Here is a 17,862-nt window from a genome sequence, read left to right as displayed (position 1 = left end):
AAATCGTACCGTCATGAAATCCGTTACCTTAATATTGATATCGTTGCTGCCTGCCGGTATCGCCGCCGCGCAGGTGTCCGTAAAGGAGGATTCCCTCCGGACGGTGGTGCTGCGGGAAGTGAATGTTTCCGCGAGGCAAAAAACGCAACAGCAGCATCTCTTCCAGTTCTTCCGCGCCAATCGCTCCGCCACCTCGGAAGACGTGCTTTCGCGCCTGCCGGAAATCTCGATGGTGCGGCGCGGGAATTACGGCATGGAGCCCGTTATCCGCAGCTACAACAGCGGCCAGGTAAACCTTCTGCTCGATGGAATGCGCATTCATGGAGCCTGTACCGACAAAATGGACCCTGCTTCCATCTACATCGAACCGGCGAACCTGCAAAGCATCGAAGTGCGCACGACCGGCGGGAGCCTGCTTAACGGATCATCCCTCGGCGGCAGCATCAATATGAAACTGGCAGAAGCATCATGCCACGGCAGCTGCTGCGAAACGGGCGCCACTTTTTCGGGATCTTCCAACACCGGGTTTCATTCCGCTTCCCGCGCGTTCTTCCAGTCCCTCAACCTGAATTACACCACGCAAAAATGGGGGATCGCAGCTACCGGCACTTACCGCAAAGCGGGCAACTACCGCGACGGCAGCGGCCACCGCGTACAGTTCTCGCAATATGAAAAAGTGAATTACTCCCTGCACGGCAAATTCCTCCTCAACTACAACACCTACCTGAAAGTGGACCTCCTGGCCGACGATGGCTGGAACATCGGTTACGCCGCCCTGCCCATGGACGTAGGCTACGCCAACGCACGCATCGGCGCGGTAAGCCTCGTGCAGGAAAACATCCCGGGCGGTTGGAGGAAAATCGAAGCGAAACTCTACGCCAACCAGGTGAAACACTATATGGACGATACGCACCGGCCCGATGTGCCCATGCATATGGACATGCCCGGCAAAAGCAGGACCTCCGGATTTTACCTCGAAGGCACCAAAAGCATCGGGCAACGGCAGTCGCTGACCCTCCGGGCGGATGCCTCGCTGACCAGGCTTGTAGCCTCCATGACCATGTACCAGGAAGGACAATCGCCCATGTACATGCTCACCTGGCCGGATAACCGCCAGCGGCAAACGGGCGTGGCCGCGCAATACGCGTTGCAGCTGGACAGCCTCACCCAACTACAGATCAGCGCCCGCGCCGATTATGCGGATTTCGGTCTTACGACTGCCATGGGCAAAGACCAGCTCGCCGTATTCGGGTATGACAACAGCCAGGCGCACTTCTTCATCCCGTCTGTATCCGCGCAGCTATCACGGAAGCTGCACCGCAACCTAAAGGCCACAGCATCGCTGGGTTTCAACGGCAGAACACCTACCGCGAGCGAGCTGTACGGTTTCTATCTCTTCAACCAGTTCGACATGCACGACTATATCGGCAACCCCGGGCTGCAGCAGGAAACCGCGCAGCAGGCGGAGCTTTCGCTGACCTGGCGTAAATCGAAATGGAAAGTGCAGGCTTCAGGATATGTTTCGCGGGTCAATCACTACATCATGGGCGTGTATGATCACTCGCTGAGCATGATGACGATCGGCGCCCGCGGCGTGAAACGCTACCAAAATCTGGATTACGCGATACTGACTGGCGGGGAGGGCAGCGTGATGTACCAGCCTTTCCCGAAGACGCAAGTCGTTTCCGTCCTGAAATACGCTTATGCGCAGAACAAGGAAGGCGATCCATTGCCGATGATTGCACCGCTGCGCAATATCACCAACATCCGGCAACACCTGGGTAAACTGTGGCTGCAGGGCGAAATGGAAACCGCCGCGGTACAGCGCCATGTCAGCGAGGCCGCGAACGAAAGGGAAACAGGCAGTTTCCAGTTGTTTCATTTCCGGCTCGGGTACAACGGACAGTTAAACAACATTCCCTGGCAGCTGAACGGTGGCGTGGAGAATATTTTCGACGCGTACTACCGCGAGCACCTCGACTGGGGGAATATCGGGCGGCCCGGCAGGAATTTCTTCCTGCAGTTCGGCATTTCATTTTAAGTTTTCCCGCATCGCAAATACAAAGCCGTGTGCGCCCGTAGCGCATGCGGCTTTCATTTTCGGCAAGAAGAGGAGGAATGCGGTTTATTATGCCTATATTTGTAGTTAATGCACGATTTATACTACATACAATCTGCAGCCTCGTTTGCCAGTTACACGGGGACCTTCGCCAGTGTTGAATTACTGCCCGGCAAAGCGTACTTCTATTCCAATTTCAAAGACTTCTATACTTCAGCCCCCGCCTGTTAAAACGCGCTTCAGCCGGGGGATCTGCATTTTATTTACGGTAATGCCATTGCGGGGATAAGCGATACTGCTTTCCCGGCAAAGCGCTGCATGCAATTGATTTCCGTCGCTGCCTGATGTTGGTATTGCGGCGGACAGGCATTGCCATGTTTTTCAGAAAAATAATACAGCCATGAATATCACACATACCACACAACCCATCATACATAAAGACGACCACGCCATTATCAGCAGCTACCTCGGCACCGAAGCCACCGAACCGCTCAAAACCAAACTGGAGCAGGCCAAAATCGTACCGCAGGACGAATTCCCGCGCGACGCCGTGCGCCTGCATTCCAGGGTAACCGTGCGCGATAAAATGGCGCGCATGAACTTCACGTACAACATGTCTTTGCCGGGCGGCAACCAGTCGGTAACCTCCAATATCGGAATGGCGATTCTGGGGTTGAAGAAAGGGGAAGAAGTGAAGCTGCAATTCAAAAACAGCAAGAAATATTATATCGTGATGGAAGTTTCCAACCCGGTATAACGTGGGCGGTTACAGGGATATGACAGGTATCCCGGGCAACGGAAAAGCCGCGCAGGTTGCAGGACCGGCGCGGCTTTCCATATTGTAATCAGTGATGGGTCAGCTATTGGCCACGGCGTCCGTCCACCTTTTGGTTTCGGCGGTGAGCAGGGCGATCACGTCGGTTTTACCGGCTTTGAAGGAATGATCCGCGCCTTCGAGCCGCACGAGGGTAGCGGTGGGGAGGGATTGGCAAACGGAGGCGATGAGGTCCCACGTAGCCAGCGTATCCCTTGATCCCTGCAGGAAGAGCATGGGGATTTTAATTGCCTGGAGATGTACGGCGCGGTCGGTGGAGGGTTTTCCGGCGGCGTGGAGTGGGAAGCCGAAGAAAATGATCCCTTGCACAGGGCTATCCGGGTGGGTGGAGATGTATTGGGAAGTCATTCTTCCGCCAAACGATTTACCGGCTGCGAAAAGCGGGATCCCAGGCGCGAGGGACTGCGCCTTTTGAATAGCCGCGGCTATGGCAGCCTGCGCCACAGCGGGGGAATCCGGCCTTTTCTTTTGCTGCTCCGTAAACGGGAAATTGAAACGGAGCGTGGCGATGCCCGCTTTGGACAGCGATTCCGCCAGCGTTTCCATGAACACATGTTGCATGCCCGCGCCCGCGCCATGCGCCAGCGTGAGGATGCAGGCTGGTTTCGCGGGTGACATATAAATGGCCGTTACACTGCCGGTTTCCGGCGACACTTCGATCTGAAAGGTTTTCTTACGCATTGGCGTAAAGTTAAGGCATATGGCAATTCTCACGCGGATTTCCCAGGCCGGGTATTTCTTTTCAATCAATAAGGCCGGCCCTGAAAAGGAGCCGGCCTTGCTATTGTACAGGGTAATCCACTATGGGAGGATGTTCACGTCTACGGATTGCACCGCGCTTTTGCTATCGTACACCGTGGTGGTAGCCGCCTCGAATGTGGCGATATACTGGCCCGGTGATTTATAAATGGTGAAGTAGCTTTCCAGGCGGTTGTCGGACATTTTCTTGATGGGCACACCCGCGTCAGGGATCGCTTTGTTGAGCTGCAAAGGTTTGGAGATAATCCAGCTTTCAGATGCTTCGCTGTTGGCAGGGCCGCCCGTCACTTTAAACGACGACGCCGACAGCACCCATTGCACGGCCGGGTTCTTCATCTTCACGACCGCCCAGGAAGCCGCGCCGAGATTTGCCGCTACGGGCATTCGTACGTTGTCTTCGTCGGTCACGTTGGTCACCGAAAAGCTTTGGATGGTCCAGGTGCGCTGGGCGGTGGCGGCCTTTTGACCGGTATAACGGTAAGCGATGTAAACAGGACGGTCGCCGCTGAGGAATTCCGACAGATCGATCACACCGGAGGCGGTGCCGGTAGTGCCGCCGGACAGGGTAGCCTTGTCCGTAATGTCAGTCCAATGCGTATCCGGACTATACACCGCGGCGGAGTCGTACACGCCGGGGAAGTCGGTGGAGACGAGCAATTGCAGCGAATTAGCCTGGTTGCCGCCCTGGCGGTAAGAAGTGAATTGCATTTCGGGTTTGCCGGCCGCGGTGGTACGGTGGCGGTATTTGTATTGGTGGGTGCTGTCGCCCGCCCAGAAAGTGAGGGTATAGGGATTGCCCGTGAGGTAGAAGAACGAGGTGTCTCCCAACGGGTAGGAAGCGCTTCGGACGGAAACGGTGAAGTCGGGGGAAGGGGAGTCTTTGGTACTGCAACCAACCGCCAGCAGTCCGCCGATGAATATATACAGGAGTTTCTTCATAATTGCTGTTTTATCAGATTACCAACCAGGATTTTGCACCATCAGTTTATTAAGCGACATTTCGATGGCAGGGATGGGGTAGAGCAAGTGCCTTTCCGTTACCCTTTCCGCCGCCAGTGCGGCGTACTGGTAGGTAGCCGACGCCCTGGCTTTTATTTCTATCGCCTGTTCCTGCATTTCCGTGAGGTAAATGCCCCAGCGGATGAGGTCCATTTTGCGGACGCCTTCGAAGCAAAGCTCACGCGCGCGTTCGTCGCGGATCGCTTCGCGGAAAGCGCCCTGGCCGAGGCCGGTGAGGTCGGCGGTGGCATCAGCCACATCGGCCGGCAAACCGTAACCGCGCCTGCGGACTTTATTCAGGTATTCCTCTGCATTGGCCGGGCCGCTTACTTCATTCTCCGCTTCGGCCAGCATCAGCAGCACGTCGGCATACCGGATGATGGGGAAGTTGGTGGGCGTGTAGTTTTTGTTGAGTGGGCGTACCAGCTCGTATTCGCGGCGCCATTTCGCGCAGTTGCGGTTGTAGATGCTGGTGGCGCTGATATTGGCTTTCACGCCGGAAGAATTGAGCGTGTAGGTGCTGATGGCCCAATCGCGGCGGAGATCCCCCGCGCCATAGAGATGGAACAGTTTGTACGTAGTGCTGTTAAAACCATATGCATATCCGATCACCTGGTCGTTGTTGGAAGTGCAGCGCACACCGTTTTCGTTACCGATACGCCCGCCGATGCGGTTGGCGTCGCTGTTATTGCCCCAGTTGCCCGTTTCCCAGATGCATTCTTTCCACTCGCCGATATCCTGGCACTGGTTAATATAAATCTGCCGGTAATCCGGGTTCAGCATATGCACATTGGATTGCACCACCTTCAGCGCCATATCCCGCGCGGATGTGAATTTGGCCGTATTTTTCAGCGGCTCGCCGGCCCATTGGAGATACATGCGCGCCATTGCGGCGCGGACGGTGGATTTGGAAATGCGCTCGGTGTTGTTAATGTCCGTCACATCCCGCACCATGCCTTCCGCTTCTTTCATTTCCTTCTCCACGAAATTATAAATCTGCTCCGCAGACGAACGGGCGAAGTCTACATTATTTACGGATGAGGATGGCTCCGTTTTCAACGGAACGCCGCCCCAGTATTGTACGAGCGTGAAGTAATACCACGCCCGCAAAAACTTCGCTTCGCCAATGAAAGCCGTCTTTTTCGCCGCGTCCATATCCGTGGCGCCGATGTTGGCCAGGAACATGTTCGCCCGCTCGATACCGGCATACAGCCAGGTCCACATTTCGGTTACCACCGGGTCGGATCCGTCGTAGTTAAACCACCACACACCCACCAATTGATTGGTGACGGAGTAGAAACTTTCATCGGTACTCGCATTGTGGCGGATGGGAATCCTTCCGCCCCACATAAACTCCATTCCGCAGATCGCGTATATACCCGCCAGCGCGGAATTCGCTTCTGCTTCATTCTTATAATAATTGTTGGGAGATATGGTGGAAAGGGGCTTTTTATCCAGGAATTTGCTGCACGACGACATGATCATCAGTACCGCCAGGCAGGAAATGGAAATGAGCTTCTTCATAATCTTTCGTTTTAAATGTTCAGCATTACAAACCCAGGTTCAGACCCAGCGTAGTTGTTCTCGCACGGGGATACGACGAATAGTCGAACCCGGGCGTAAGCGCGGAATATCCGATCGCCACTTCCGGATCGGAACCGGAGTATTTCGTCCAGGTAACGAGGTTCTGCGCCGCGGCAAATACGCGCAGGCTCTTGATCCTCGCTCTTTTCAACACCGCGGCGGGGATATTATACCCCAGCGACACGGTTTTGAGCCGGAGGAAGGAACCGTCTTCCAACGTACGGGAGGAATATACGTAGCCGTATTGCCCGCCTGCACGGGGGATGTTGCTGTTGGGATTCTCCGGCGTCCAGCGGTTTTCGAAAGTTTTATACTGGTTGAGATATGTTTTGTTACCGTTTTCGAAGTTGATGCGGTTGGCGTTCATCACCTGGTTGCCGTACGACCATTGGAAAAACACGTTGAGGTCGAACCCTTTGTAGCGGAAGTCGTTGGTAAAGCCGCCCACATGTACCGGGAAGCCCCGGCCGATCACCGTCTGGTCCGACACGTTCACCACGCCGTCGCCATTCAGATCGCGGTACCTGATATCCCCGGGTTTGATCGCCGCGCGGGTGTTACCGTTGGTGGGAACGCCCTCTTTGAGCAGATAGCCGCCGTTGGGCAACGGATCGAAATCATCATACCCATACACGCCCTCCCAGATATACCCGTAAAACTGCCCTACGGGCTGCCCGATCTTGGCGATGTACAGCGCCACGCTGCTATACCAGGAGTCCCAGCCCATGGTGGAAGTCAGCGATTCCTGGTTTTGTGTGAGGGCCAGCACTTTGCTGCGGTTGAACGAAATATTGAAACTGCTGCTCCAGGCGAAATCCTTCGTATCCACGTTCCGCGTTTGCAAAGAAATCTCCAGCCCCTCGTTGCTCGTTTTCCCCACGTTCTTGAATGCGGTTAAATACCCCACGGTAGGCGGGAGCCGCGCGTTCAGCAGCAGGTCCGACGTTACTTTCCGGTAATAATCCAACCCCAGCGACACCCGCGATTTGAAGAACGAGATATCCAGCCCCACGTCCGTTTGCGCCGTATTCTCCCATTTCAGGTCGGTACTCGCCATGGTAACGGGAATGGCGCTCTGCTGCAGCTCATTGCCGAAGGAATAATAAGAGTTGCGCGTCGCGAAGTCGAGCAGGGCGAAGGTGGCGTAATCGCTCACCCGGTTGTTGCCTGTAATACCCCAGCTGGCGCGTACTTTCGCGCTGGAGATGAAGCGCACCTGCTTCATGAATTTCTCTTTGGATAACTCCCAGGCGATGGCGCCGGAAGGGAAATAACTCCATTGGTTATCGGCCCGGAACTTGGAAGAGCCGTCGCTCCGGAACGACGCCGTGAAGAAATATTTATCCCGGTACACATAGTTTGCCCGTGCCAGCATGGAAGCCAGCGCCCATTCGGATTCGGAACTGGTTACAGGCTGCGGAACGCCCTGGCTCAGGCCGTTGAGCCCCAGCGCCTCGTTGGGAAGCTGGTTGGCGGAAAGGCCGTGCACACCATATTTATTGCCCTGTGCCGTGAAGCCAGCCACGGCATTGATCCGGTGGTTCCGGTTGAACTTCTTGTCGTAGGTAAGGGTATTCTCACTCAGCCAGTTCGTAGTTTCGTAATACATAACCGATCCGTTCACTTTATACACCGTGGCGGGGTTGCCGCTGCGGGTTTTGGAGTTATTGAACGCATCGTTGCGCTGTGTGGTTTTATTGACACCGCCCGACACGCGCAGGCGCAGGTTCGGCAGTATCTTATATTCCCCGAAAATATTCGCGATGAGGTTGTCGACATTCCGCAACCGGTATTCGTTTTCCGCGCTGAGGAAGGGATTGATGCGATAATCAGTTCCCGAGTTCACCATATCGTCTATCAGCTCATCCTCGAAATTCTCATTGACGGGCTTCGAGGAATTGAGGGGGCCGGTTGGCCGGTATCCCCAGGCGCTGTAGAGCAAGTTGTTCATGGAAGACAGGCTGGGGGCGGAAGGAGTGGTGCCGGTCGTCTTGTTATTGGTATAAGTGATATTGCCACCGACTTTCAGCTGGTCGTTGATCTGCTGGTCGAGGCTCACTTTAGACTGCAGGCGTTTGAATGCGGAATTGATGATGGTGCCCTGCTGGTCGAGCGCCTGGCCGGATACGCTGTAGCGCGTTTTATCCGAGCCGCCCCGCATCGAGATGCTATGATTTTGCTGCGGCGCGATTCGGTAGAGCTTCCCCTGCCAGTCGATCCCCTGCACGTTCCGGTAATCTTCCAGCGTGGTGCCGTTGGCGAGGTAGGTTTCGTCCAGGTCGCCCACATTTATTTCTTGTTGCAGCTTCACGAATTCATAAGCGCTCATCACGGGGATGCGCTGGATATTTTCCATCCAGCCGTAGCGGCCGTTGTAGGAGATGGATGGCGCGCCGGTTTTGCCTCTTTTGGTCGTGATGATGATGACGCCATTGGCGCCGCGTGCGCCGTAAATAGCCGTGGCCGATGCATCCTTGAGAATATCAATGGTTTCGATATCGTCGGGATTGATGAGGTTGTTGTTGGACGTTTCGATGGGGAATCCGTCGATCACGTACAACGGCGAGTTATCCTGCGTGAGGGAATTGTTGCCCCGGATGGAGATAATGACGCCGGCGCCGGGCTGACCTTCTGAAGACGACACCTGCACGCCCGCCACGCGGCCCGCCAGCGCTTCGTCGAACGAGGAGATGGGGGCTTTGTTCATATCATTTACGTTCACGCTGCCCACGGCGCCCGTGAGGTCCGAACGCTTCTGGGTGCCGTAACCGATCACAACGGTTTCGCTCAGCTCGCTGGCCGACACTTTCATGTTTACATTGAGGATGTCGCGCCCGCCGAGCGGGAGCTCCTGGCGGCCGTATCCAAGCAGGGAAAAGATCAGCGTCGCGTTTTGCGGAACGCCTTTGAGATGATAGAGGCCCTCCGCATCCGTGGTGGCGCCGAGGCTGCCGCCTTTCAGCCTGACAGACACGCCGGGCATCGGTTCCCCGTTCGATTCATCCACCACCTTGCCGGTGATGCTGAGGGGCTTCTCCTGCGGCGCCGGAGGCAGTGCTTTTTCGATCAGCACTTTGCCTTCCATTACTTTATAGGTCAGCTGCCGCTGCGCCAGTATTTTTTTAATGACGGCTTCCGCGCTTTCAGCCGTGGCGGAATAAGTGACGCGCGCCTGGAAAGCGGCGTCGTTGGAAGTGTATACGAATACGGTGCCCGCTTCCCGGGTGATGGTTTTCAACGCTTCTTTCAGCGGCGTATCCTTGAAGTTGACGGTAATTTTCCGGGAAAAGCCGGTCTGCCCTTTAGCGCCTGCCGAGATAACCAGCAGCAGCAACATAACGGGTACCGCTATCCATTTCGACGATAACAGATTGTTCCACATAGATTTGATTGTTGCATATTCAGAATAAGAATTCAGGAAGATGGGACGCACCCATTCGATCATAACGGCATAAGGAATTCATTTTTTCAGGTGAGGAATCAGTTGGGGGATGCGCAGCCCTTGCCCGAGAGGTATACGGTATCGCCTGCGCGTTTGGCGCGGGTGTTGGTAAGCCGTGTGATCATTCTCAGGATGGCATCAAGCGAATCGTGTTCGAACTGGCCATTGAAACGGCATTGGGCGAGGTGGTCGCCCTGGAGGACGATCTGCACCCCATATCGCCGCGACAATACCTCCGCCACTTCCAGCAGCGGCGTTTCATCGAAGATGATGCGCCCTTGCCGCCAGGCGATTTCGTTCTCCGGATGGCTTACCGTTTCGGCTGAAAGCAACGCGGATTCGGGCGTAAATACCGCTTTCTGCGAAGGCAGCAGCGTAACGGCGCGGTGGCTCAGCGTGTCCTGTACCGACACTTTCCCCGTCAACACCGTTACCGTCAGTTTCCGGGCGCCCGGATAGGCTGAAATGTTGAAGGAAGTGCCGAGCACCCGCGTGCTAAGACCGCCCGACCGGATGATAAAGGGCTTTTCGGTATCGGGCTGCACGTCAAAAAACGCTTCCCCGGAAAGAGATACGGCCCTGGCCTCGCCTTCGAAATTTTTGGCATAGCGCAATGTACTGCCCGCGTTCATGATCACTTTTGAGCCGTCGGGCAGGGTAATGGCGCCGGTTTTGTTGGCCGGAACGAAAATGTCCACCATTTCGGGGGCGCGGGGTTTGAATTTATCCGGCTTGAGGAGGTACCATCCCGCAGCCAGCAAACCCGCCAGCACGGCGGCTACCTGCAACCAACGGGCACGCCTGGGCCTTACCCGATCCATCACCCGTTCAGTAAACGCGGCCTTGTCGGCCCCGGGGAACGCAGGCCCGTGCTGGCCCGCCATAAAGGCATCCACCCATTCTTCCGGCGCATCTTCCAGCCATGCTTCTACCTGCCGGCGCTCTTCAGCTGTAGCATCTCCCTTTAGATATTTTTCTAATAAATGATGATCCATTTTGCGTGTCATATTTCCCCCGAAAGCTTTTTACTTTCAATTATTTAGAGATAACACGTTTTTTTGCCGACTTGCCTATACAGGGGTTTCTTTTTTTAACTATTTATTATTTTTAGGCGATCGAATTCCACAAATGACACTCATCCGAAACATATCGCAACAACGGTTCAGGAAGATCGTGGAGGGCACGGCGGACCGGCTGTATGCCAGCATGTTTCCCTTGTGTAAAGACAAGGCGATGTGTGAGGATATAATGCAGGAGACTTACATCAGGCTCTGGAAAAACCTGGACCAGGTGAAAGACGACGAGGCGGTATTAGCATTGTTGCGCACCTACGCCCGCAATATTTTCCTCGACGAGGTCCGTAAAACCGCCCGCCGGCAACAGGGCATGCTCCAGCATGCTGCTGAAGAAAAAGCGGATTCCACGGAGGATTACCTATATAACCGCGAGCTGAACGCACAGCTGCAGGAAGCCATCAATATGCTGCCGCCGCAGCAGCAGCTTATATTCCGGTTGCACAAAGAACACGCGTTGAGTTACAAACAGATCTCCGCGCAGATGAAAATCACTACAGGCACCATCGAGGTGCAAATGAACAGGGCGCTGAAATCTTTGAAAAAGAAACTTTCGCACCTGAAAGGCAACTTCCCTTTTTTATAGTCTCAAATCGTCGAATAATACAAAATTCAAAGGGCTGATCCATGTTCGTAAAACAGCATCAGCCCTTTGCCTGTAAGTTGACATCAGGATGTACAATCCCAACGGAAAAAATGTCAGAAAGCAGGAGGAGGGGCGTTCAGGTCGCTATCCAGGAAATTGGCCACCATCGGCATCCACATATCCTTATTCGCCATCATACCAATGTGGGTGGTGCCGGGAAGGATGGCGAGCCGTGAAGTGGGCAGGCCCGTCATATCACCCATTTTACCGCCGCCCTTCGCCCGGAAAAGTGCCAGCGCGTGCTCATAGCGGACACCGTCCGCATCGCCGATGGCCATGAAAACGGGGGCTTTGATTTGCTTTACTTCTTTGGTCCAGTCGTAAGGCTTGAGGTCGATGCTGATCACCTTGGTGACGTAAGCCGCAAATTCCGTGGAGTCGTGGCCCTGTTTGAGGAATTCCGTTTCAATCGGCGAGCCTTTGAACATATCCGGGGTAAAATGGGCATACATGGCTTCCACTTCCGGCCACCAGCCATCGTGCGCATAGGTGCCCGACAGCACCACCAGCCTGCGCACCTGCTCCGGGTGCCGAATGGCCATCTGGAAGGCGACGCCCCCGCCCATACTGTATCCCAACACGTCGGCGCTGTCCACTTTCAGATGTTTCAGCAATGCGGATACATCGTCGGCCATGCCTTCGTAGCTTAATTCACGGGAGATGTCTCTCGTGTGGCCGTGGCCTTGCATTTCCGCAACGATCACTTTACGGTCTTTCGCCATTTGCGGAATGATGCCGGCCCAATTAAGAGGAATATTCATGTAGGAACCGTGGATCAATATGATCGGTTTTCCTTCACCATAGACTTCATAATACATTTTTAACCCGTTGACTTCGGCGTAACCGCTGTCACTGGGCATCAGCTGGCTGATCGCCGAATCGCGGGGCGCCTGTGCTTCATGCTGCCTGTCCGGGGAGCTTTGCTGGCAAGACATGGCAACAGTCAGGGAAATGGAAATCATGGCTAAAACAAACTTGTTCATTGTAGGTGATTTGATGACATCACAAAGCTCAGGAACAAAGTCGGGCCAATGGGCGTGCAAATACGACAATGAAAGGGGTTAAAAACGACACTTATGGGCTTATCAATAAATAATAACGGCGCCGCACGGAATGGCGGCACCGGTTTTCAATAATCAATGGATATATCAGTTTTTAGGCGTATAAACTTTTATCACACCGTCGCCCTCGCTGCTTACGACCAGGAGGCTTTTGCCGGTGGGGCTGCTTTGGGCGTCCACGAACAGCACGCCTTCGGGCGCGTCGCCGGTTTTGAGCATTTTGAGGAAGCGCGGCGCCAGGGGATCGGTAACGTCGTAAATAGCCACAGCGTCTACTCTTTCAAGACCCACGAAAGCGATGGACTTATTGCCCATCGTGCCGATGGCGATGCCTTCGGGCTCGATGCTCTTATCATCGCTGCGGGCGTCGTCGTAAATACCGGCATCTTTAGCTTTTACGTCCAGCTCGTTTTTGCTGTCGAACACCTGCGCGCCGGTCAGTCCGTTCCAAACGGAGAAGGAGCGGGCGCCGAAGGAATAGAGCGCTTCGTAAAGCCCGTCGCCATTGGCATCGCCGAGCGTTTTGGTGACGTTGAGACGGCCCAGTGCGGTTTCCGCTTTCAATGCCGCCGCATCTGGGAAGGCGGCGGGGTCCAGCTGGAGATCTTTCACGCGTTTGTTTTCGGCATAGGCGTCCCATTCGCGGACGTCGCCTTCATTCGCCGTAAAAAGATACGGAATGCCGCCATTCTGTTGCCATACGGCAATGGCATCGGGCTGGTACATGGATTTTACCGGGGATTTTTTGAAGGAGGCGCCACCGTCTTTGTCAGACAGGTCCGTAGCATTGGCATCAGTGTTGTAATCTTTAAAACCCAGCGGAAATATATCCGTTATGGATTTCGCGGCGATATCGATTTTCGCGATCGCGTTGTTTTCCTGCAGCGTTACCCAGGCCGTTTTGGAATCGGCAGACACGGTGATATACTCCGGCTCCACATCCTGCGCGAAAGAAGCGCCGGGTCCGAAAATGCGGAAGCCTTTGGTTTTGAGGGCGGTTTCCTGCGTCGCGAACTTCGCGAAATCGAGGTGTACGGCGGCGTAGTTATCAGCTACGTTAATGATTGACACGGTGCCAACCGGATCAGCGGAATAATCGGTTGCCGGTTCGCCTTCGTTAGCGGTGAGGATGAATTTACCGTCGGGCGAGAAAGTTACCATATCGGGCAATGCGCCTACGGGAATGCTTTTGATGAGCGCGTTGGTGGAAGTATTATATACGTCTACCCGCCCGTTCTCCGTTTTGTTCACCGCTTCTATGGCAGCGGCCAGTTGGCCGTTGGAAACGGACAAGCTGTTCACGGCGCCCGCCGTGATGAGGATATCCTTCTTCAGGTCGGCGATTTTGGTGGGATCGGAAAGGTCCAGCACTTTAATCATGTTGATGCCGTCGTTTTTCACTACGAAGAGGCGTTTGGTGGAGGGGTCGTAGGCACTGATTTCGGCCGCGCCTTCGTCCCCGATGTCGATCATCCCGGCTTCTCCGAAAGTTTCGGGGTTTTCAATGATGGGGTGGGCCGGATTTTTCACATCGTCTTTGGAACAGGCGGCAAGAGCCAGCATAGCTGCAACGGGCAGCAGGAAATGAATTTTGGTTCGCATGAAGTTGAACAGGTTTTAACTGCGCAAGAGTAGAATGATAGTATGACCGCATCGTAACCGGAAGGTTATGAGATTGTTATGTAAAACGCGGGGTGGAGAGGATGCTTTTTTGGCCAGTACCCGATTTTTTTGTAGCTTATCATGTTACGACCCCGATAGCATTGTACCCCGGATCCGCCGTTCACCGCTTCCTACATCATTTCTACCATGAAAAGCAATACGCCCGCCACCCCGCAGCCCCAGCATAAACCCGCCACCACTTTTTTCCCCGGCGCGGGAGCCGCATTTTTCGGACCCGCCACCGCACCGGCGCCGGCCGGACTACTGCAACGAACCCCGGAAGACACGGGCGATATCCACGAAGGCATCGCCGAAGAATACCGCCGCTCGCACGGACTTACGGAGGGCGACGGGATCTCCGACGCGGAAATCGTGTATCATCTCAGCGACCCCGTTTTCGTCCTCAACCACGAGCCCCATACCTCCCGCGCTTATGCTGCCACCGTGAACGCCTGGCCGGGAGACCGCCAAATCTGGCCCGTCCTGGAATCCCCGTCCGCCAAAATCATCTTCCTGCGTTTCGTCCTTCATTTCGACCAGACTAACTGCCGGCCTTACAGCACCGGTGGCGGCAGCGGAGGTGGCAGCTGCGAAGCCACCACCACGGCGTTGGAAACATTCCGCAACGTTTGCCAGGGATTCGCCACACAGATGTATACACGCTATACCGCCACCGACAGGATGGACGCCACCACCACCGGGCGCCTGGCCAGCCTCGGGAGGATCGAAGTCGGCGAAGTGCCCGCCAAATTCCACATGCCGGTGCTCATCGCGTCCGTTCCGGGGCATGCCTTCAACGCGGTGCAAATTGCGGATGACGCGGGCGATGTACAGTCGTATGTGTTTTTTGAACCGCAGTCCGACCGGGTATTTATGCCCGACAGCGCCATCCTGCGTTCTGGGATGTACGCCGCGGCGGGTTATTTTGAGTTGAGCCGGCTGGCCGGTTTCAACGAAGCGGGGCAATACAACGAAACCACCACGCAAACGTTCCTTTTAAACGGCAGCGGCGCCTTCACGGCCATCACGCTGGACCCCACGCAACGGATCGCCGTGCACCACCTGATGGCCAATTTATTTATCGTGGAAGACCCGGCAACCTGGAACCTGCTGTTGCGCAACCGGCCGGGGATCACGTTTGAAAGCAATCTCCAGGAAGTCATCGCGGGCATGCCCGATGCAACATTGGCGCTTGTATTCCCGTACCTCAACGGCCGGCGGTTGCGCAGAACTACCGGCGGCGCCATGGAAACGATGGACAGGGCTCTCTTCCTGCAACTCATGAACAGGCCGGATCTGGCGGGACTACTGCCGTAAAGGACCCGCATGCATGAGGATTTCCCTAGACAAACCGGGTAGCGTTTCTGTTGTTGGGCAACGGTATAATGTTTGTGCCATTACGGGTGGAAGAAAAGACCGTTATGAAGGAAAAACAAACAGGACATTACCACGCCGGCACGAGCGGGCTGGTGTTGCCGGTCCCCAACAAACAGTCGTTCCCGCCGGAGTTCCGCGACAAAACGAGGCTGGCATACTACGCATCGCTGTTCAACAGCATCGAGATCAACCGCTCGTTCTATACTGTTCCGATGGCCGCCACGGTCAGGCGCTGGGCCGAAGAGGTACCTACCGGTTTTACGTTCACTTTCAAGTTATGGAAAGGCATCACGCACGCCAAAAACATGGAATTCCGGGAAGCAGACGTGTTGCAGTTTATGGAAGTGATTGCGGGTGCGGGGGATAAGAAAGGATGCCTGCTCGTGCAGCTGCCGCCATCGGCACCGGTGGGGCGGATGGAGAAAACCGTGCGCCTGCTGGAACTGATCCGCGCGGCGGATGCCCGCGGCGAGTGGAAAATTGCGTTGGAACTGCGGCACGCCTCCTGGTACATCCCGGAAGTGTTTGCGATGGCGGATGAGACGCGGTGCAGCATCGTACTGCACGACATGCCGCGTTCCGCCAACGGGCGCATCGGGCCGGAAGCGCCTTTCATTTACCTTCGCTTCCACGGGCCTGCGGGCGATTACAAAGGCGGCTATGGCGAGGAGCACCTGCGTTTCCGCTGCCGGCAGATCCGGGCGTGGAGGAGGGAAGGGAAAGACGTATTCGTCTATTTTAACAACACGATCGGCGATGCCATCCCGAATCTCATGCGGCTGAACCGGATGGTGGAACGGTAGCAAAATCCTTATCTTCGAAACATGAAAATAGCCACCTATAACGTGAACGGTGTAAACGGCCGTTTGCCCGTACTGCTGCGCTGGCTGGAAGAAAGCGCCCCCGACCTGGTGTGCCTCCAGGAACTGAAAGCCCCTGAGGAAAAGTTCCCCCTGCAGGCCATCCGCGATGCAGGCTATCACGCCATCTGGCACGGACAAAAAAGCTGGAACGGCGTGGCTATCCTTTCGCGGTACGGATTACCGGCCGAAGTAACGCGCGTACTCCCGGGAGATCCGGAAGACCTCCACAGCCGCTATATCGAAGCCGAAGTGGAAGGCATCACGCTCGGCTGCTTGTACCTGCCAAACGGCAATCCCGCCCCGGGGCCCAAATTCGACTATAAGCTGCGCTGGTTCGAACGCTTCACAATGCATGCCGCGGAACTGTTCGCATCCGGCAAACCCGTTGTGCTGGCAGGCGATTATAACGTGATCCCCACGGAACACGACGTGTATAAACCCGAGAGATGGGTCGACGATGCACTCTTTCTCCCCGAAACGCGCGCCGCATTCGAAAAGTTGTTGTCGCAGGGCTGGACCGACGCTCTGCGCAAATTATACCCCAACGAAACCATTTATACCTTCTGGGATTATTTCCGCAATGCTTTCGGCAGGAACGCCGGCCTGCGGATCGACCACTTCCTGCTAAGCCCGGCCGTAGACAAGCGGCTCAAAGAGGCCGGGGTCGACAAATTCGTGCGCGGATGGGAAAAATCCAGCGACCATGCACCCGTTTGGATCGAGCTGAAACCGTGACCCGGTTCAGAAGTACTTTTCGACCGTCAACCCGTAATTCATGAACAGGTTCTCACGCTCCGTGCGGTTGATCTTGTTATAGTTCAAAGCCGCGGTGATGGAGAGCCAGGAGCGGAGTTTGACAGACAGCGAATTCGTGCTTTTGAGGATGTGGTCATCGAAATACCGGAAGGATTGCTGGTAGAAGTGCGAGCCCTCCAGCGCGACAATCCTCATCATCGTGAATTTGTAATACAGGCGCAGGGAATTCCGGAATGTGTGGTAGACGTCGGGGATGGTGTCTTTCAACAAGAGATCGTTACTTTCGAATAAAATGCCGTTGCTCACATTCAGCAGGGAATTCGGGCGGCTGACGACATCGTATGCCGCGCCGGCCCCGCCCTGGAACTGATCATTTACCTTGAGCGAAACGCTTTTCAGGTAGCTGGTGAGGCCCCAGTAATAGAAGCGCCGGCTGTCGCCCACATACCTGTTGAAGTTGAGCGAAGCGGAAAGGTCGCTGTTGGTAAGGGCCTGGTCCTGTTTTCCGTAAATATATCCCGCATCGGCATTCAGTACCATTTTCTTTTTGCTGATCTTGAAAGCAAAGTGGTTGTTGAGTAAATAGGAGGATCCGTCCTGCGTTTTGTTCACGGAACCGGTGGAGGCATATTTGAAATAATAATGTGTTGAATCTGTAAACTGCGATCTGGCCTGCAGCGCCAGCATCATTCCCCCAAAAATCAATCCGAGCATTTTCATCCCTGCCCTGCCGCAATTAGCGTGCC

14 protein-coding genes are annotated in these 17,862 nt (G+C 55.2%); 6 read left to right on the top strand and 8 right to left on the bottom strand.

All coding sequences use genetic code 11. The annotated features are described in order from the left end of the window. Positions 1-13: 13 nt before the first annotated feature. Together WJU16_RS25450 and WJU16_RS25445 are read left to right on the top strand one after the other, a co-directional pair. Entirely contained in the window at positions 14-2,041 is a 2,028-nt protein-coding gene (locus WJU16_RS25450; RefSeq protein ID WP_341836169.1) for a TonB-dependent receptor domain-containing protein, read from the top strand. A 418-nt stretch (positions 2,042-2,459) separates the two neighbouring features. Next, entirely contained in the window at positions 2,460-2,816 is a 357-nt protein-coding gene (locus WJU16_RS25445) for a GreA/GreB family elongation factor (RefSeq protein ID WP_341836168.1), read from the top strand. A 99-nt stretch (positions 2,817-2,915) separates the two neighbouring features. Here the strand turns inward: WJU16_RS25445 and WJU16_RS25440 are convergent, their stop codons facing one another. From WJU16_RS25440 to WJU16_RS25420, 5 genes are all read right to left on the bottom strand, one after another. Then, a complete protein-coding gene (locus WJU16_RS25440; RefSeq protein WP_341836167.1) occupies positions 2,916-3,575 on the bottom strand; it encodes an alpha/beta fold hydrolase in 660 nt (219 codons plus the stop codon). A 120-nt stretch (positions 3,576-3,695) separates the two neighbouring features. Beyond that, on the bottom strand, positions 3,696-4,592 hold the full coding sequence (locus WJU16_RS25435; protein ID WP_341836166.1) for a DUF5017 domain-containing protein: 897 nt from the start codon (positions 4,590-4,592) through the stop codon (positions 3,696-3,698). Between the two features lie 18 nt (positions 4,593-4,610). Next, positions 4,611-6,176, bottom strand: a complete 1,566-nt coding sequence (locus WJU16_RS25430) for a RagB/SusD family nutrient uptake outer membrane protein (RefSeq protein ID WP_341836165.1) — start codon at positions 6,174-6,176, stop codon at positions 4,611-4,613. 25 nt (positions 6,177-6,201) lie between these two features. Continuing rightward, positions 6,202-9,618 (bottom strand): TonB-dependent receptor, encoded by a 3,417-nt coding sequence (locus WJU16_RS25425; protein WP_341836164.1) that lies wholly within the window; start codon positions 9,616-9,618, stop codon positions 6,202-6,204. Positions 9,619-9,716: 98 nt separating this feature from the next. After that, positions 9,717-10,685: a FecR domain-containing protein gene (locus tag WJU16_RS25420; protein ID WP_341836163.1), complete on the bottom strand. Its 969-nt coding sequence runs from the start codon at positions 10,683-10,685 to the stop codon at positions 9,717-9,719. Between the two features lie 121 nt (positions 10,686-10,806). Here WJU16_RS25420 and WJU16_RS25415 point away from each other — a divergent pair, with 121 nt between their 5' ends. Continuing rightward, positions 10,807-11,337, top strand: coding sequence for a sigma-70 family RNA polymerase sigma factor (locus tag WJU16_RS25415; RefSeq protein WP_341836162.1), 531 nt, complete (start codon positions 10,807-10,809; stop codon positions 11,335-11,337). A 113-nt stretch (positions 11,338-11,450) separates the two neighbouring features. On the opposite strand, the gene WJU16_RS25410 is transcribed toward WJU16_RS25415, so the two are convergent. Continuing rightward, positions 11,451-12,380, bottom strand: a complete 930-nt coding sequence (locus tag WJU16_RS25410; RefSeq protein ID WP_341836161.1) for an alpha/beta hydrolase — start codon at positions 12,378-12,380, stop codon at positions 11,451-11,453. Between the two features lie 165 nt (positions 12,381-12,545). Next, positions 12,546-14,060 (bottom strand): choice-of-anchor I family protein, encoded by a 1,515-nt coding sequence (locus WJU16_RS25405; RefSeq protein ID WP_341836160.1) that lies wholly within the window; start codon positions 14,058-14,060, stop codon positions 12,546-12,548. A gap of 207 nt (positions 14,061-14,267) precedes the next feature. Between WJU16_RS25405 and WJU16_RS25400 the strand changes: the two genes are divergently transcribed. The 3 genes from WJU16_RS25400 (at position 14,268) to xth (ending at position 17,095) form a co-directional block, all read left to right on the top strand. Further along, entirely contained in the window at positions 14,268-15,437 is a 1,170-nt protein-coding gene (locus tag WJU16_RS25400) for a hypothetical protein (protein ID WP_341836159.1), read from the top strand. 104 nt (positions 15,438-15,541) lie between these two features. Beyond that, positions 15,542-16,300 (top strand): DUF72 domain-containing protein, encoded by a 759-nt coding sequence (locus tag WJU16_RS25395; protein WP_341836158.1) that lies wholly within the window; start codon positions 15,542-15,544, stop codon positions 16,298-16,300. Positions 16,301-16,321: 21 nt separating this feature from the next. Further along, positions 16,322-17,095 (top strand): exodeoxyribonuclease III, encoded by a 774-nt coding sequence (gene xth / locus WJU16_RS25390; RefSeq protein WP_341836157.1) that lies wholly within the window; start codon positions 16,322-16,324, stop codon positions 17,093-17,095. Between the two features lie 6 nt (positions 17,096-17,101). On the opposite strand, the gene WJU16_RS25385 is transcribed toward xth, so the two are convergent. Further along, on the bottom strand, positions 17,102-17,836 hold the full coding sequence (locus WJU16_RS25385) for a hypothetical protein (RefSeq protein ID WP_341836156.1): 735 nt from the start codon (positions 17,834-17,836) through the stop codon (positions 17,102-17,104). Positions 17,837-17,862 lie beyond the last annotated feature (26 nt).

Origin of the sequence: Chitinophaga pollutisoli, assembly GCF_038396755.1 — a bacterium.
GTDB lineage: Bacteria > Bacteroidota > Bacteroidia > Chitinophagales > Chitinophagaceae > Chitinophaga > Chitinophaga pollutisoli.
This window is presented reverse-complemented; position numbering and strand designations above follow the sequence as displayed.

Excerpts from the sequence above, each read along its gene's own strand:
- WJU16_RS25450 (WP_341836169.1), top strand. The coding sequence starts at position 14 with ATGAAATCCGTTACCTTAATATTGATATCGTTGCTGCCTGCCGGTATC.
- WJU16_RS25445 (WP_341836168.1), top strand. The coding sequence starts at position 2,460 with ATGAATATCACACATACCACACAACCCATCATACATAAAGACGACCAC.
- WJU16_RS25440 (WP_341836167.1), bottom strand. The coding sequence starts at position 3,575 with ATGCGTAAGAAAACCTTTCAGATCGAAGTGTCGCCGGAAACCGGCAGT.
- WJU16_RS25435 (WP_341836166.1), bottom strand. The coding sequence starts at position 4,592 with ATGAAGAAACTCCTGTATATATTCATCGGCGGACTGCTGGCGGTTGGT.
- WJU16_RS25430 (WP_341836165.1), bottom strand. The coding sequence starts at position 6,176 with ATGAAGAAGCTCATTTCCATTTCCTGCCTGGCGGTACTGATGATCATG.
- WJU16_RS25425 (WP_341836164.1), bottom strand. The coding sequence starts at position 9,618 with ATGTGGAACAATCTGTTATCGTCGAAATGGATAGCGGTACCCGTTATG.
- WJU16_RS25420 (WP_341836163.1), bottom strand. The coding sequence starts at position 10,685 with ATGACACGCAAAATGGATCATCATTTATTAGAAAAATATCTAAAGGGA.
- WJU16_RS25415 (WP_341836162.1), top strand. The coding sequence starts at position 10,807 with ATGACACTCATCCGAAACATATCGCAACAACGGTTCAGGAAGATCGTG.
- WJU16_RS25410 (WP_341836161.1), bottom strand. The coding sequence starts at position 12,380 with ATGAACAAGTTTGTTTTAGCCATGATTTCCATTTCCCTGACTGTTGCC.
- WJU16_RS25405 (WP_341836160.1), bottom strand. The coding sequence starts at position 14,060 with ATGCGAACCAAAATTCATTTCCTGCTGCCCGTTGCAGCTATGCTGGCT.
- WJU16_RS25400 (WP_341836159.1), top strand. The coding sequence starts at position 14,268 with ATGAAAAGCAATACGCCCGCCACCCCGCAGCCCCAGCATAAACCCGCC.
- WJU16_RS25395 (WP_341836158.1), top strand. The coding sequence starts at position 15,542 with ATGAAGGAAAAACAAACAGGACATTACCACGCCGGCACGAGCGGGCTG.
- xth (WP_341836157.1), top strand. The coding sequence starts at position 16,322 with ATGAAAATAGCCACCTATAACGTGAACGGTGTAAACGGCCGTTTGCCC.
- WJU16_RS25385 (WP_341836156.1), bottom strand. The coding sequence starts at position 17,836 with ATGAAAATGCTCGGATTGATTTTTGGGGGAATGATGCTGGCGCTGCAG.